Source organism: Micromonospora sp. S4605 (genome assembly GCF_003176715.1).
Taxonomy (GTDB): domain Bacteria; phylum Actinomycetota; class Actinomycetes; order Mycobacteriales; family Micromonosporaceae; genus Micromonospora; species Micromonospora echinaurantiaca.
Genome location: NZ_QGSW01000049.1, coordinates 1 through 15,746 on the forward strand (window position 1 = coordinate 1; position 15,746 = coordinate 15,746).

The 15,746-nt window shown below is 72.2% G+C and carries 11 protein-coding genes; 7 read left to right on the forward strand and 4 right to left on the reverse strand.

All coding sequences use genetic code 11. From position 1 onward, the window contains the following. Positions 1 to 1,440, reverse strand: a 1,440-nt coding sequence (locus DLJ47_RS02270; protein WP_109898445.1) for an NAD-dependent malic enzyme, incomplete at its 3' end; no start/stop codon positions are given. A gap of 177 nt (positions 1,441 to 1,617) precedes the next feature. Here DLJ47_RS02270 and hflX point away from each other — a divergent pair. Both hflX and DLJ47_RS35600 read left to right on the forward strand, forming a co-directional pair. Next, a complete protein-coding gene (gene hflX / locus DLJ47_RS02275) occupies positions 1,618 to 3,069 on the forward strand; it encodes a GTPase HflX (RefSeq protein ID WP_109898446.1) in 1,452 nt (483 codons plus the stop codon). Positions 3,070 to 3,119: 50 nt separating this feature from the next. Then, entirely contained in the window at positions 3,120 to 4,760 is a 1,641-nt protein-coding gene (locus DLJ47_RS35600) for a hypothetical protein (RefSeq protein ID WP_158289768.1), read from the forward strand. 87 nt (positions 4,761 to 4,847) lie between these two features. On the opposite strand, the gene lexA is transcribed toward DLJ47_RS35600, so the two are convergent. Then, a complete protein-coding gene (gene lexA / locus DLJ47_RS02285) occupies positions 4,848 to 5,633 on the reverse strand; it encodes a transcriptional repressor LexA (protein ID WP_088995361.1) in 786 nt (261 codons plus the stop codon). A gap of 568 nt (positions 5,634 to 6,201) precedes the next feature. On the opposite strand from lexA, the gene nrdR reads away from it, so the two are divergent. The 4 genes from nrdR to DLJ47_RS02305 all read left to right on the forward strand — a co-directional run bounded on the left by nrdR (position 6,202) and on the right by DLJ47_RS02305 (position 12,402). Next, on the forward strand, positions 6,202 to 6,696 hold the full coding sequence (nrdR, locus tag DLJ47_RS02290; RefSeq protein WP_109898448.1) for a transcriptional regulator NrdR: 495 nt from the start codon (positions 6,202 to 6,204) through the stop codon (positions 6,694 to 6,696). Between the two features lie 21 nt (positions 6,697 to 6,717). Continuing rightward, on the forward strand, positions 6,718 to 9,621 hold the full coding sequence (locus DLJ47_RS02295; RefSeq protein WP_109898449.1) for a vitamin B12-dependent ribonucleotide reductase: 2,904 nt from the start codon (positions 6,718 to 6,720) through the stop codon (positions 9,619 to 9,621). A 276-nt stretch (positions 9,622 to 9,897) separates the two neighbouring features. Further along, positions 9,898 to 10,833 (forward strand): DUF2332 domain-containing protein, encoded by a 936-nt coding sequence (locus DLJ47_RS02300; RefSeq protein ID WP_109898450.1) that lies wholly within the window; start codon positions 9,898 to 9,900, stop codon positions 10,831 to 10,833. Between the two features lie 99 nt (positions 10,834 to 10,932). After that, positions 10,933 to 12,402 carry an alpha/beta fold hydrolase gene (locus DLJ47_RS02305; RefSeq protein ID WP_109898451.1) on the forward strand — a complete coding sequence of 490 codons (1,470 nt, stop codon included), beginning with the start codon at positions 10,933 to 10,935 and terminating at the stop codon, positions 12,400 to 12,402. A gap of 64 nt (positions 12,403 to 12,466) precedes the next feature. Here the strand turns inward: DLJ47_RS02305 and DLJ47_RS02310 are convergent, their stop codons facing one another. Both DLJ47_RS02310 and DLJ47_RS02315 read right to left on the reverse strand, forming a co-directional pair. Next, on the reverse strand, positions 12,467 to 13,756 hold the full coding sequence (locus tag DLJ47_RS02310; RefSeq protein WP_109898452.1) for an MFS transporter: 1,290 nt from the start codon (positions 13,754 to 13,756) through the stop codon (positions 12,467 to 12,469). A gap of 149 nt (positions 13,757 to 13,905) precedes the next feature. Next, on the reverse strand, positions 13,906 to 14,868 hold the full coding sequence (locus DLJ47_RS02315) for a helix-turn-helix transcriptional regulator (RefSeq protein WP_109898453.1): 963 nt from the start codon (positions 14,866 to 14,868) through the stop codon (positions 13,906 to 13,908). Between the two features lie 380 nt (positions 14,869 to 15,248). On the opposite strand from DLJ47_RS02315, the gene DLJ47_RS35315 reads away from it, so the two are divergent. Then, positions 15,249 to 15,509: a hypothetical protein gene (locus DLJ47_RS35315; RefSeq protein WP_146228008.1), complete on the forward strand. Its 261-nt coding sequence runs from the start codon at positions 15,249 to 15,251 to the stop codon at positions 15,507 to 15,509. The last annotated feature ends 237 nt before the right edge of the window (positions 15,510 to 15,746 follow it).

Genomic DNA, 15,746 nt, shown 5'->3' on the forward strand with positions numbered 1-15,746 from the left:
GATCTCGGGAAGGTCGGCGGGGCCGGGGTCGGCGGCCGGGGCCGGCGACGGGTTCTGCGCGGCGGCCCGGACGGCCGCGGCCACCGCGGGTGCGACCCGCGAGTCGAAGACGCTGGGCACGATCACCGTCGGGTTGATCTTGTCCTCGCCGACCACGTCGGCGATCGCCTGGGCGGCGGCGATCGCCATCTCCTCGGTGAACTCCTCGGCGTGCGCGTCGAGCATGCCCCGGAAGACACCGGGGAAGGCGAGCACGTTGTTGATCTGGTTCGGCTGGTCCGAGCGGCCGGTGGCGACCACCGCGGCGTGCTTGCGGGCCTCCCGCGGGTCGACCTCCGGGTCGGGGTTGGCCAGCGCGAAGACGATCGCGTCCTTGGCCATCGCGGCGATGTCCTCACCGGTGAGCAGGTTGGGCGCGCTCACCCCGATGAAGACGTCCGCACCCCGGATCGCCCCGGGCAGGTCGCCCCCGTAGTTCTCCTTGTTGGTGTGCTCGGCCAGCCACTGCCAGGCCGGGTTGAGGTCGGCCTGGCCGCGGTGCAGGGCGCCCTGCCGGTCGTACGCGATGATGTCGCCCACGCCCTGGCGCAGCAGCAGCTTCATGATCGCGGTGCCCGCCGCGCCGGCGCCGGAGACCACCACCCGGACGTCCGCGAGCTGCTTGCCCACCACCCGCAGCGCGTTGGTCAGCGCGGCCAGCACGCAGATCGCGGTGCCGTGCTGGTCGTCGTGGAAGACCGGGATGTCCAGCGCCTCGCGCAGCCGGGCCTCGATCTCGAAGCAGCGCGGCGCGGCGATGTCCTCCAGGTTGATCCCGCCGTACGCCGGGGCGATGGCCTTGACGATCGACACGATCTCGTCGGTGTCCTGGGTGTCGAGCACCACCGGCCAGGCGTCCACCCCGCCGAAGCGCTTGAACAGCGCCGCCTTGCCCTCCATCACCGGCAGCGACGCGGCCGGGCCGAGGTTGCCCAGGCCCAGCACCGCCGAGCCGTCGCTGACCACGGCCACGGTGTTCCGCTTGATGGTCAGCCGGCGGGCGTCGGCCGGGTTCTCCGCGATCGCCTGGCAGACCCGGGCCACCCCCGGGGTGTACGCCCGGGACAGCTCGTCGCGGGTACGCAGCGCGACCTTCGAGCTCACCTCGATCTTGCCGCCCAGGTGCAGCAGGAAGGTGCGGTCGGACACCTTCCGCACGTCCACCCCGTCCAGCCCGGTCAGCGCCTCGACCACCTGGTCGGCGTGGCCGGCGTCGGCGGTGTCACAGGTGAGGTCGACGATCACGTGGGTCGGGTCGGAGTCGACGACGTCCAGCGCGGTGACGATCGCCCCGGCCTCTCCGACGGAGGTGGTCAGCCGGCCGATCGACGAGGCGTCGGCGGGTACGGCGATCCGGATGGTGATCGAGAACCCCGCACTCGGAAGTCGGGTGATGGCCACGGGTTTCCCTCCGTCAGCACTGAACGGGTGTCGCCCCGCATTTCTACTCGCTCGCGCAGGTCGGCCGGCATCCGACCCCACTACCGGCCGGTACGCCACCGGGCATATAGCAGGTGCGTCCGGCGTTGCTACATGTCAGGATTGCTCGGTACCTGACAGAACGGACAGGAGAACAGCTTGCGAGACCAGGAGACCTACGTTCCCCTCGACGACGACGAGCTCGACGCCACCACCGGTGAGTTCGAGCTGTCGGAGCGGCAGGCGCTGCGGCGGGTCCCCGGCCTCTCCACCGAGCTGACCGACGTCACCGAGGTCGAGTACCGCCAGCTCCGGCTGGAGCGGGTCGTCCTGGTGGGCGTCTGGACCGAGGGCACCCAGATCGACGCCGAGAACTCCCTCACCGAGCTGGCCGCGCTGGCCGAGACCGCCGGCTCGCAGGTGCTGGAGGGGCTGATCCAGCGGCGCAACCGGCCCGACCCGGCCACCTACATCGGCCGGGGCAAGGTCGACGACCTCGGCTCGGTGGTCCTCGCCAGCGGCGCCGACACGGTGATCTGCGACGGTGAGCTGTCCCCGTCCCAGCTGCGCAACCTGGAGCAGCGCACCAAGGTCAAGGTGGTCGACCGGACGGCGCTGATCCTCGACATCTTCGCCCAGCACGCCAAGAGCAAGGAAGGTAAGGCTCAGGTCGAGCTGGCCCAGCTGGAATACCTGCTGCCCCGGCTGCGCGGTTGGGGCGAGACGCTGTCCCGGCAGACCGGTGGTAGCGGTCGCGGCGGCGGTGCCGGCGGCGGCGTGGGCCTGCGTGGTCCCGGTGAGACCAAGCTGGAGACCGACCGGCGCCGGATCCGGCACCGGATCGCCCGGCTGCGCCGGGAGATCAAGGGCATGCGGACGGTTCGGCAGACCAAGCGCGCCCGCCGTGCCCGCAACTCGGTCCCCGCGGTGGCCATCGCCGGCTACACCAACGCCGGCAAGTCGAGCCTGCTGAACCGGCTGACCGGAGCGGGCGTGCTGGTGGAGAACGCGCTCTTCGCCACCCTCGACCCGACCACCCGCCGGGCCACCACGACCGACGGGCGGCTCTACACCCTCTCCGACACGGTGGGCTTCGTCCGGCACCTGCCGCACCAGATCGTCGAGGCGTTCCGCTCGACGCTCGAGGAGGTCGCCGACGCCGACCTGGTGGTGCACGTCGTCGACGGCACCCACCCGGATCCGGAGGAGCAGGTCCGGGCGGTCCGTGAGGTGCTCGCCGAGGTGGGCGCCGACCGGCTGCCGGAGTTGCTGGTGGTGAACAAGACCGACGCGGCCGACGAGGAGACGCTGCTGCGGTTGAAGCGGCTCTGGCCGGAGGCGACCTTCGTCTCGGCGCACAGCGGGCGCGGCATCGACGGGCTGCGCGAGGCGATCGAGGCGCGGCTGCCCCGCCCCGCGGTGGAGGTCCGGGCGGTGCTCCCGTACGACCGGGGTGACCTGGTCGCCCGGGTCCACCGGCAGGGCGAGGTGCTCAGCACGGCCCACCTGCCGGAGGGCACCCTGCTGCACGTACGGGTGGGCGAGAGCCTCGCCGCCGAGCTGGCACCGTTCCGGGCGGAGGAGGGGCAGGCGGTCGCCGGCGCCCGGTGAGGCGTCCCGGCGTCACCCGCGCGAAACGCGGGGCATGCGACACTGGCCCCATGCGCCGCGCTGTCTCGTCGATCATGGTTGCCCTCGGTCTGCTCGGGGTGACCGTGGCGTCCGGCGGAGCCGCCCTGGCGGCGCCCGCCGGCGCCGCGCTCCCGTCCGCGGCCGCTCCGGGCAAGAAGCGGTGCACGGTGGGCGACGAGCGGCTGCGCGAGCTCTCCGGCCTGGTGGCCACCAGGAGCGGCTTCATCGTGATCAACGACGGCACCGACGTCGAGAGCCGTAAGCGCGTCTTCTTCCTCGACAGCAAGTGCGAGGTCACCAAGAACGTCAGCTACTCCGGCGGCGGTCCGTTCGACACCGAGGACCTGGCGGTCTCGCCGGACGGCAAGACGCTCTGGATCGCCGACACCGGTGACAACGTCACCAGCAAGAACCGGCGGGACCGGGTCGCGGTGTGGAGCATGCCGATCAGCGGCGCCAAGAAGCCGCAGCTGCACCGGCTGTCGTACCCGGAGGGCAAGCACCACGACGCCGAGGCGCTGCTGATCAACTCCGACGGCAGCCCGTTGATCATCACGAAGGTGACCAGCGGCAAGGCGAAGGTGTTCACCCCGGACGGGAAGCTCAAGACCGGCGACACCGACCCGGTGCCGATGAAGCAGGTCGGCGAGATCGACCTGCCGAAGACCACCACGGAGAATCCGTTCAACACCTTCGGCCGGGTCGCGATCACCGGTGCCGCCCGGTCGCCGGACGGCACCCGGGTGGTGCTGCGCACGTACGCCGACGCCTTCGAGTACGACGTGGCCAACGGCGACGTCCTGGCCGCGGTGACCACCGGCACACCCAAGGTCACCGCGCTCGCCGATCCGTTCGGCGAGGCGATCGCCTACACCCCGGACGGCAAGTCCTTCCTCACCGTCTCCGACGGCGGGCAGATGGAGGAGGACGAGCCGGTCGACATCCTCAGCTACACCCCCTCCACGGAGGGCGCGAAGCCGGTGGCCGGCGAGGAGGACGCACAGCAGAAGAAGGCCTCGCTGTCCTGGTTCGACTCGCTGTCGCTGCAGGACATCACCTACCTGATCGCGGCGGTCGGGGTGATCGGCGCACTGCTGGTCGGCGCCGGCATCGTCGGCATCCTGCGGGCCCGCAAGCGCGGTGCCGGGTCGTCCGGTGACGACGCGGACGGCCGCGACCTCGACGACGACCTGCGGGACAACCGGCGGGGCCGGCCGGACGACAACTTCCCCGAGCCCGGCGCCGCCAGGGGTGGCGTCTATGGGGGAGCGCCCGGCGGCGGGGTCTACGGCGGCGGTGGTGCCCGTGGTGGCGCGCCGGCCGGTGGCGGCGTCTACGGCGGTGGCCGCCCGGCGGGCGGCGGTGCCGGTGGTCGCCCCCCGGGGGGCGGTAGCGGTGGCGTCTACGGTGGCGGCCGCCCGGCCGACGGTGGCGTCTACGGTGGCGGTCGCCCCAACGGCCGGCCCGCCGGCGGTGGCGGCGTCTACGGCGGCCAGCCCGGTGGCGGCGGGTACGGCGGTGGTGGCCGGGCGGAGCCGCCGCGTCGGGGCGGCCCGGAGCAGGACCCCCGGGGTCAGCGGCCGGGGCGTCGCCGCGACGGCGGCTACGACGACGGGCGCGGCTCGTACGGGCAGGTGCCCGGCCGGGGCTACCGGGGCGACCGGTACTGACCGCCCGACAGGTGGCCGGCTGACCGCACCGTTCGGGGCTGGCCGGTCCGGGTGACCGCCGACCGGCGGCCACCCGGCGGGCACGCGTCAGATGCGGCGCAGCACCGCGACGACCCGGCCCATGATGGTGGCGTCGTCGCCCGGGATCGGGTCGAACGCCGGGTTCTGCGGCATCAGCCAGACGTGGCCGTCGCGCCGGCGGTAGGTCTTTACGGTCGCCTCGCCGTCGAGCATGGCGGCGACGATGTCGCCGGCCTCGGCGGTCGGCTGCTGCCGGACCACCACCCAGTCGCCGTCGCAGATCGCCGCGTCGAGCATCGAGTCGCCCTTGACCTGGAGCATGAAGACCTCGCCCTCACCCACCAGCTCGCGGGGGAGCGGGAAGACGTCCTCCACCGCCTGCTCGGCCAGGATCGGGCCACCGGCGGCGATCCGGCCCAGCATCGGCACGTACGCCGGGGCGGGGCGCTGCGAGCGGGCCAGCTCGTCGTCGACGACGTCGCTCGGGGCGCGGACGTCCACCGCCCGCGGCCGGTTCGGGTCGCGGCGCAGGAAGCCCTTCTTCTCCAGCTCCTTGAGCTGGTAGGCGACGCTGGACGGGGAGACCAGGCCGACCGCCTCGCCGATCTCACGCACGCTCGGCGGGTAGCCGTGCCGGTCCACCCAGGTGCGGATGAACTCCAGGATCCGCCGCTGCCGGGCGGTCAGGTCGACCGTCGCCGGGTCGGGGAATGCGCTGACCACCGGGGTGACCGGGCGCACGGCGGGCTGCCCGGCCCGGCCGCGCGCGGCGGCCCGGCGTCGGGTGGCCGGCGGGCCCGCCTCGGTGATCTGCTGCGGGCTCTTGGGCCGGCTGGCCCGGTCCTCGGTCACGTCCGTCCTCCCTGGTCGGCGCTGGGTGCCTCGGCGGCTCGTGGTGCGTGCGGCGGGGCTGTGCTGGCCGGTACGGCGGGTGCCGCGACCGGTTGTTCCTGACCGTATAGGTGAGATCGGTCATTTTCAAACATCTGTACGACCTCGGCTCGGCGTGTCGGGCTGGAAAAGCCGCTCGCTCGTACGCCCGTTCTGGTAATGGTACGTCGGGTCGAACGGGTGTTCGATCCTGGCGGATCGTCGGCGGGTGTCGTCCGGCCGGGCGGTAACCCCTGACGGCGTCGTTCGGTTGGTCCTCCGGCGGTACCGGGAAGGGGGGTTCGGCGGGGTTTGCCGGTGACGCGCCGGACACGCCGCCCAACTTGACCTCCGATCGTCGGCGGCATACGGTCGACCCCTAGATGTAGTAGTCACACGGGCGTAAGTCGCCTACAGGTTGGGTTCGACTACCGACCGCACTCCCGTACCGCCGGCACGGCGACGGTCATCGGAGGATGACCCCGCCGGGGTCCGGCGTGCCCGGAGGTGCGTGGGACCGGGCCCGTGGATCGACGAAGGAGGTCAGGCGATGCGGTGTCCGTACTGCCGGCACGCCGACTCCCGGGTGGTCGACTCGCGGGAGGCCGACGACGGCCAGTTGATCCGCCGGCGGCGGTCCTGCCCGGAGTGCGGCAAGCGGTTCACCACGGTCGAGGAGGCGGTCCTCGCGGTGGTCAAGCGCAGCGGGGTGACCGAGCCGTTCAGCCGCACGAAGATCATCGGCGGGGTGCGCAAGGCGTGCCAGGGCCGGCCGGTGGACGACGACTCGATCGCGCTGCTCGCGCAGCGGGTCGAGGAGACCGTCCGGGCCAAGGGGGCCGCCGAGATCCCCAGCCACGAGGTGGGGCTGGCCATCCTGGGCCCGTTGCGGGACCTGGACGAGGTGGCCTACCTGCGGTTCGCCAGCGTCTACCGGTCGTTCGACTCGCTCGCCGACTTCGAGCGGGAGATCGAGACGCTGCGGGCACGTGCCCGGGAGGGCGCCGAGGCCGACGCGGCCGAGGCCGCCGGCCGGGCCGGTTGAGTTTTTCCAGATTTCTGACAGATGGGACGCGTGGTGGGTGACCACGTAGACGAGGGGGCGGACGTCGTGACGACGAGCAGGTCGCGGAGCAAGGCGGGGGCAGGTCTGAAGGTCGAACGGGTCTGGACGACCGAGGGGGTGCACCCGTACGACGAGGTCACCTGGGAGCGCCGCGACGTCGTGATGACCAACTGGCGGGACGGCTCGATCAACTTCGAGCAGCGCGGGGTCGAGTTCCCCGAGACCTGGAGCGTCAACGCGGCCAACATCGTGACCACCAAGTACTTCCGGGGCGCGGTGGGCACCCCGGAGCGGGAGTGGTCGCTCAAGCAGCTGATCGACCGGGTGGTGACCACCTACCGCACCGCCGGTGAGGAGTACGGCTACTTCGCCAGCCCCGCCGACGCCGAGGTGTTCGCCCACGAGCTGACCTGGATGCTGCTGAACCAGGTGTTCAGCTTCAACTCGCCGGTCTGGTTCAACGTCGGCACGCCGTCGCCGCAGCAGGTCAGCGCCTGCTTCATCCTGGCCGTCGACGACTCGATGGACTCGATCCTCGACTGGTACAAGGAGGAGGGGCTGATCTTCAAGGGCGGCTCCGGCTCCGGGGTGAACCTCTCCCGGATCCGTTCCTCCAGGGAGCTGCTCTCCTCCGGCGGCACCGCCTCTGGCCCGGTGAGCTTCATGCGCGGCGCGGACGCCTCCGCCGGCACCATCAAGTCCGGCGGCGCCACCCGGCGCGCGGCCAAGATGGTCATCCTCGACGTGGACCACCCGGACATCGAGGAGTTCGTGGTCACCAAGGCGCGCGAGGAGGACAAGATCCGCGCGCTGCGCGACGCCGGCTTCGACATGGACCTCGGCGGCGCCGACATCGTCAGCGTCCAGTACCAGAACGCCAACAACTCGGTCCGGGTCTCGGACGAGTTCATGACGGCGGTGGAGAACGGCGGCAGCTTCGACCTGCGCGGCCGGCTGGACGGCGCGGTGATCGACACCATCGACGCCAAGAAGCTGTTCCGCACCATCTCCCAGGCCGCCTGGGAGTGCGCCGACCCCGGCCTGCAGTACGACGACACCATCAACGACTGGCACACCTGCCCGGAGACCGGGCGGATCACCGCGTCGAACCCGTGCTCGGAGTACCTGCACCTGGACAACTCCTCGTGCAACCTGGCCTCGCTGAACCTGATGAAGTTCCTCCGCGCCGACGGCAACTTCGAGGTGGCGAAGTTCGTCAAGTCGGTCGAGCTGGTCATCACCGCGATGGACATCTCGATCTGCTTCGCCGACTTCCCGACCGAGAAGATCGGTGAGACCACCCGGGCCTACCGGCAGCTCGGCATCGGCTACGCCAACCTGGGCGCCCTGCTGATGGCCTCCGGCCTGCCGTACGACTCGGACCAGGGTCGCTCGGTCGCCGCGGCGATCACCTCGCTGATGACCGGCACCGCCTACCGCCGCTCGGCCGAGCTGGCCGGCATCGTCGGCCCGTACGACGGCTACGCCCGCAACGCGGAGCCGCACAAGCGGGTCATGCGCAAGCACGCCGCCGCCAACGACGAGATCAAGCCGGCCGGCACCGTGGCCACCGCCATCCAGCGGGAGGCCACCAGGCAGTGGACGCTGGGCAACAAGGTCGGTGACAAGAACGGCTGGCGGAACTCGCAGGCCAGCGTGCTCGCGCCGACCGGCACCATCGGCCTGATGATGGACTGCGACACCACCGGCGTGGAGCCCGACCTGGCGCTGGTCAAGTTCAAGAAGCTGGTCGGCGGCGGCTCGATGCAGATCGTCAACCAGACAGTGCCGCGCGCCCTGCGCAGCCTCGGCTACCCGGAGGAGCAGGTCGAGGCGATCGTCGAGCACATCGCCGACCACGGCCACGTGGTGGACGCCCCCGGCCTGAAGCCGGAGCACTACCCGGTCTTCGACTGCGCCATGGGCGAACGGTCCATCGCGCCGATGGGGCACGTGCGGATGATGGCGGCGGTCCAGCCGTTCATCTCCGGCGCGATCTCCAAGACGGTCAACATGCCGGAGCAGGCCACCGTCGAGGACGTCGAGAAGATCTACTTCGAGGGTTGGAAGCTCGGCCTCAAGGCCCTGGCCATCTACCGGGACAACTGCAAGGTCGGCCAGCCGCTGTCGGCGGCCAAGCCGAACAAGGCCACCGCCGAGGCTCCGGCCGAGGTGGAGAAGGTGGTCGAGAAGGTCGTCGAGTACCGCCCGGTGCGCAAGCGGCTGCCGAAGAAGCGCCCGTCCCAGACGGTCAGCTTCTCCGTCGGCGGCGCCGAGGGCTACCTCACCGCGTCGTCCTACCCGGACGACGGCCTCGGCGAGGTCTTCCTCAAGATGTCGAAGCAGGGCTCGACCCTCGCCGGGGTGATGGACGCCTTCTCGGTGGCCATCTCCATCGGTCTCCAGTACGGCGTGCCGCTGGAGACGTACGTCAGCAAGTTCACCAACATGCGCTTCGAGCCGGCCGGCATGACCGACGACCCGGACGTGCGGATGGCCGCTTCGGTGATGGACTACATCTTCCGTCGGCTCGCGCTGGACTTCCTGCCGTACGAGCGGCGCGCGGAGCTGGGCATCTTCACCGCCAAGGAGCGGGCTGCCCAGCTGCGGGCCGAGGCGGAGGCGGAGAGCGGCGCGGACCTCGCCGCGATGGCCGCCTCCGCCCCGGTCGAGACCAGGCCGGAGGAGCCGAAGACCGGCCCGGTGGCCCAGCCGGCCCAGGAGACCGCCGAGGTCGCCGCCGCCAAGCCGGCACCGTCGGTGGGTTCCAGCACCGAGTTGCTGGAGGCCGTGATCGGCAAGGCCGCCGACGCGCCGCTCTGCTTCACCTGCGGTACGAAGATGCGCCCGGCCGGTAGCTGCTACGTCTGCGAGGGCTGCGGCTCCACCAGCGGCTGCAGCTGACGTACGCCGACCGCGACGCTGCCCCGGCCCCGCTTCGGCGGGTCGGGGCAGCGTCGCGTCGGCCCCGCGCCCGCGGCCGGTGGCGGCCGCCCGGCGCGAGCGATCGCTCGCGGTGGTGTCTCCTCGCCGGCATGTCACGCCGTGGAGGGTGATACCTCAGCGGTATCAAGATGACTCTGCGGTATCACGCTCGCGTGCCCATCGCGACGACCGCCTCGGCGAGGGCCGCGCCATCGGGGCGGGACAGGGCGGGACTTCGAGAGGGATCATCGGGTTGTGACGATCGCCGAGACGTACGCCCGGTTCGGTGCCCGCGAGGCGCGGGGCGTGTCGCCCGGGTACGAGCGGCTGTCCCACGCGGTCTCGCGCGACGACGAGCTGCTCGCGCTCGTGGAGACGCTTCCGCCGGGCAAGCGGCAGCCGAATCTGCTGTTCGGCGTGGTGCGGCTGCTCGGCGGGCCGGTGCACGACCCGGCCGCGTTCCACGACTTCACCCTGGCGCACTGGCCGGCGATCGAGGCGGAGCTGCGGGCCCGGGCCGTGCAGACGAACGAGCCCGGGCGGTGTGCCGTACTGCTGCCGGTGCTCGCCGCGCTGCGGCAGCCGCTCGCGCTGATCGAGGTCGGCGCGTCCGCCGGGCTCTGCCTCTACCCCGACCGGTACGCCTACCGCTACGGCGACCACCGCCTCGGCACGGACGGCCCGGTCCTCGACTGCGCGCTCACCGGCACCGCGCCGCCCGGGCGCCGGCCCGAGGTGGTGTGGCGGGCCGGCCTGGACCTGAACCCGCTCGACGTGACCGACCCGGCGGACGTCGCCTGGCTCGACGCGCTCATCTGGCCGGAGCACGAGCACCGCCGGGCCCGGCTGCGCGCCGCCGCGGCCGTCGCCGCGGCCGATCCGCCGCTGCTCGCCCGCGGCGACCTGGTCGACGACCTGCCGGCCCTGGCCGCGCGGGCGCCGGCCGGCGCGACGCTGGTGGTCTTCCACACCTCCGTGCTCTACCAGGTGCCGGCGCCGCGCCGGGCGGCCTTCGCCGAGGTGGTACGCGCCCTGCCCGGCCACTGGATCGCGAACGAGGCCCCGGACGTGCTGCCGCACGACGTGCTGCCGGAGCCGCCGGGGGACGCCCACCACAACGTGCTGGCGCTGGACGGAACGCCGCTGGCCTGGACCCGCGGGCACGGCCAGGCGATGACCTGGTTCGGGTGACCGGATCACAGTGGCGGGTTGCGGTCCGTCACCCGGACGGGGCAGTGAGTGAGATCGATCGTCACTAGGCTGGGGTCCCGACGACCCCGGTGAGGTGTCATGGCGAAGCTGTCGGTCCCGCGTCCGATCCCGAGCCTGGCCGTCGCGGTCCTGCTCCCGGTGGTCTGGGGGTTGACGGTCGGCTGGTGGACGCCCCGGGGCCCGGGCACGAACGCCGAGGCACTGGTGTCGATCCTGGTCAGCCTCGCCGTGGGGCTGGCGGCCGGTTGGCTGAGCCGGTCGCGCTGGGCGATGCTCGGCGTGCCCGTCCTCTTCGTGGTGGCGGTGGAGCTGGTCCGGGTCGACCTGCGTGGGCTCACCGTGGACGCTCCGCACGCCAGCGGGTTCGGGTTCGCCGCCCTGCTCCTCGGTCGGGGCCTGCACGGGCTGCTGGCCGTGCTGCCGCTGCTGGTCGGCGCTGCGTACGGGGCCGGAATCGCGCGACGCGGTCGGCCCGCCGCCGACCGGCGGCCGGTGTGGAGGTGGCTGGGGCGGGGCGCGACCGGCCTGCTGTCCGTGCTGCTTCTGCTGGTCACGGTGGCCGTGGCGGTGCCCGCACGGACGGACCGGATCGACGGTGGCATCGCCGAGCTGACCAGCGTCGACATCGGCGATCGGCGGCTCGGGCTGATGCTGCGCGGCGCGGACCGGAGCGCGCCCGTGCTGCTCTTCCTGCCCGGCGCGCCGGGTGGCTCGGAGATCGGCGCGGTACGCCGGCACCTCGCCGGCCTGGAACAGCGGTTCGTGGTGGCCACGGTGGACCGGCGGGGCGCGGCGAAATCGTGGGCGTCCTTCGCGCCCTCGTCGTCGCTCACCCTGGACAGCGAGGTGGCCGATGCGGTCGCTGTCACCGAGCACCTGCGGCAGCGGTTCGGCAAGGGCAAGGTTTATCTGGTGGCGCACTCCGGTGGCTCCCTGGTCGGGGTCACCGCCGTTCGGCGCCGCCCCGACCTGTTCCAGGCGTACGTGGGAGTCGGTCAGGCCGTCGACCTGCGCGCCGCCGATCGCAGCCAGTACGACGACACGCTGGCCTGGGCCCGCCGCACCGGCCGCGCCGACCTCGCGCAGCGGCTGGCCGACCTCGGCCCACCGCCCTACGCCGGCATGTACGACTACGAGCCGTTGCTCGCCAACGAGGTGGGCGCCTTCGACTACGACCGCACCGGGGCCAGCGAGGGCCGCGGCGGGATGGCGGAGAACCTCGGCGTGTCGGAGTACACCCTGCTGGAGAAGGCGCACGCGCTCAGCGGGCAGTTCGACGGGTGGGACGTGCTCTACCCGACGCTGCAGGATCTCGACCTGCGGCGCGAGGTGCGCCAACTCCAGGTGCCGGTCTGGCTGGTCGACGGCGCCCACGAGGTGCCCGGCCGGCTCGCCCTGCTTCAGCAGTGGTACGCCCAGCTCCAGGCGCCCCGCAAGGAGCGGGTGGTGCTCGACGGCGCCGGGCACCGGTCGCTGTTCGAGCGCCCCGGTCCGTTCGTCGACCTGCTCACCCGGGTCCTCGCCGAGACCGGCGGCGCCGGCGTCTGACCCCGCTCAGTCCCGCGCCCGCTGGTGGCAGAGCAGCACAGACCCGGCGACGGGTGGGCTTCGGTCAGCTCACGGCATCCCGGACGGGTGTGACGGCCGCCGGCACGTCGCGCAGTCCGCGCAGCGGGGAGCAGACCACGAACAGGGACGCGCTCCAGGTGCCGAGCACGCAGATCCACAGCGCCGGCCGCAGCCCGAGCTGGCTGCCCAGGGCGCCGCCGACCAGCGCGCCGAGCGGGATCACCCCGAAGCAGATCCAGAGGAACGCCGCGTTGACCCGGCCGAGCAGCTCCGGCGGGGTGATCTGCTGCCGGTAGGTCATCGACGCGACGTTGAACAGCACCGCGTTGGCCGAGAACGCGGCCAGCCCGACCCCGTAGAGCAGCACCCCCCACCCCGGCTGGGCCAGCGGCATCAGCAGGTAGAGCGGGCCGGGCGCGGCCATCGCCACCCAGATCACCCGGGCGGACCCGAGCCAGGCGGTCAGCCGCCCGGCGAGCGCACCGACCACCAACCCGCCCACCGCGCTGACCGAGAAGACCAGCCCCACCAGCGCGGGTGAGGCGTGCAGCTCGCGCAGCATGAAGACGACCTCGATGGAGCTCGACGCCATCACGAAGAAGTTCGAGGTGGTGGTGCAGGCCAGGATGGCCAGCAGGATCCGTTGCCGGCGGATGAAGCCGAGCCCGCCGGTCAGCTCCGCCCGCAGCGACCCCCGGTCGGGCGCCGAACGGGCGGCGGGCCGGTGCCGGAGCAGCAGCAGCGTCACCGCGCTGACCAGGTAGGTCGCCCCGGTGGCCAGGAAGGTCTTCGCGGCGCCGACCAGCCCGACCAGGACCCCACCGATGGTCGGGCCGACCAGTTCGGCCGAGTCCTGGCTGATGGTGAGCTTCGCGTTGGCGTCCAGCAACCGCTCGGCCGGGACGAGCCGCGGCAGCACGCTCTTGTACGCCACGGTGAAGAAGACGGTGAGCACGCCGGCGAGGCCGACCACGACGTACAGGAAGGACAGGCTGAGCTGGCCGACCAGGGCGACCACCGGCACCGACAGCAGGAGCGCGGCCCGGCCGAGGTCGCAGGCGACCATCAGCCGGCGCTGGTCGACCCGGTCGGCGATGATCCCCGCCGGCAGCGAGAAGAGCAGGTACGGCAGCCAGGCCAGGAAGGTCAGCAGGGAGACCTGGAAGACGCTGGCGGCGAGGGTGTCCGCGGCGAGCAGCGGCACCGCCACGCCGGAGATCCGGGTGCCGAGTTCGGCGACCGTCTGGCCGCCCCAGAGCAGCCCGAAGTCCCGGCTGCGCCAGAGCGGGGGGCGGGCGGCCGCCTCGGCGGGGGGCAGCAGTCGCTGCGTCACGTCAGTGCTCCCCCGTCAGCCGGCGTGCGGTGCCGGGGGCAGGGGCGTTCTCGACGCGGCGGTAGGGCACCGCGCCAGCCTGCCGGCGGGCACCGCCCGGTGCCAGCCATTTCCGGCCGGGGCCGGGGGCGGCGGAGCGTTCCGGGCGGTCAGATCCAGCCGCGCCGGGAGGCCTCGACGCCGGCCTGGAACCGGCTGCTCGCCTGTAGCCGTTCGGTGAGCGCGTTCATCAGCCGCTGGACGCTCCGCGCGGAGATGCCCAGCTGCCGGGCCGCCGACTCGTCGGTGTGCCCGTCGGCGAACAGTTGCAGCAATGCCTTCTCCTGCGGGGTCAGCTCGCCGGCCCGGGCACCGGGAACCTCGCCGAACGGGCTGCCCTGCTGCCAGACCTGGTCGAAGAGCGCGAGCAGCCCGGCGACCAGACCGGGGCTGCGCAGCTCCAGGGCGCCGAGGCGGGGATCCCGCGGGTCGATCGGGGTCAGGGCGATGCTCCGGTCGACGATGATCAGCCGCATGGGCAGGGTCGGCACCGTGCGCGACTCGCTGCCCAGCGTGGCCATCCGGCGGGCGTGGGCCAGGGTGACCGGGTCGTTGCGGAAGCTGTCCTGGTAGACGTTGCGGATCCGGACGCCGCGTTCCAGGGCGGCGGCGTTGAGGGGTGCCTCGGCGTGCAGCGTGTCGGCGGGCTGGGCGCCGCCGGGACTGAACGAGAGGCACTCCGTGGTGGCGGTGCGGGCCAGCTCGGCGAGCCGGTCGCGGACCGCGTCGATTCCCTCCAGCCGGAGCACCACCTCGTGCTGCTCGTGCGTCACCGCGATGTCCGCGATGGCGGCGCGCACCGCCTCGATCTGCTGCTGCCGTACGGCGATGTCGGCCTCCACCTTGGCCAGGAGCGCGGCGAGCCCGGTCTGCGGGCGTACCGCCCGCGCCGTACCGCCCGTGTCGTCCAGCCGGACGAGGGCCAGATCGGCCAGCACGTCCAGCGCGGCGTGCACCTGCGCCGGGTGGAGATCCAGGTGGGCGGCGAGGCCGGCCACGTCGAGGGCGGGGTGCGTGAGCATCGCCCGGTAGACGGATTCATTGACAGTGGACAAACCCAGCGCTTCCAGCACCGAAACCTCCCCGTTGGCTCGATGGGCACGAGTGTAGATGTCTGCGGGTCTTTTCCGCTGTCCCGTGCCGGTGGTTGCGACTTCTCGCCAGGCAGGGTCTGGCCAGCCGCAAGTTGGTGACAGCGGTCGGCGGGCACGGCACGCTTGTCCCAACGCCGGTGAGCAATCACCGAATACGCGTCGAAGGACACTCTCCCGCCACTTATCCGAAAGGGCCAAGTCATGTCTGCGTGCCGTTTGCCGGCAACCCGGCTGTTCGTTCCGGTGGTCGTCCTCGCGGTGCTGGCGGCGCTCGCCGCAGCCCTCGGTGTCGAGGTCACAACGGGCCCGCTCGCCGAGGGTTTCGGCTGGACGCCGCCGCTTCCGGCGCCGGGTCAGGCGTGATCGCCGCCGTGGTCCGGATAGCCCCACTAGGCGGGGATCGGCAATATCCGGAACCCGAGCTGGGTGGCCTGCTGTCGGCGCGGGCGCGCTCGGACGAGCGGATAAACCATATTCGTATCCGGGCCGGGCCGTCCGGATTCGACATTCTCGCATTCGTGGCCACCGACGAGCCGTCGTTGGCGTACGCAATTCTGCGCCGAACGGTTCAGCGGTGTCTCGCGGACGATCCGCGACTTGACCTCTGGCGCATCGTCTGATTTCCGTCTCCGATTCCTGCGAATGTTTCCAGCCCTCTGAAAGGACACCCCTGCTCGTGAAAAGCCTGTTCCGGATGGTCGGCCTGGCCGCCGCCACCGTGACCACCGCCCTAGTAGTGCTTTGTTAGGTTGGGACGAGTTGGCGGCAGAGGGGGCAGAACCCGAGCCAGGTCGCGAGTAGGTATTGCAGTTCGCGGAGGATGGCGTACAGGCTCAGGTTCGCCCCACTGCTTTTGG

Coding starts and splice junctions, on each gene's coding strand:
- DLJ47_RS02295 (WP_109898449.1), top strand. CDS start 6,718: ATGGGACGCGTGGTGGGTGACCACGTAGACGAGGGGGCGGACGTCGTG.
- nrdR (WP_109898448.1), top strand. CDS start 6,202: ATGCGGTGTCCGTACTGCCGGCACGCCGACTCCCGGGTGGTCGACTCG.
- DLJ47_RS02305 (WP_109898451.1), top strand. CDS start 10,933: ATGGCGAAGCTGTCGGTCCCGCGTCCGATCCCGAGCCTGGCCGTCGCG.
- DLJ47_RS35600 (WP_158289768.1), top strand. CDS start 3,120: ATGCGCCGCGCTGTCTCGTCGATCATGGTTGCCCTCGGTCTGCTCGGG.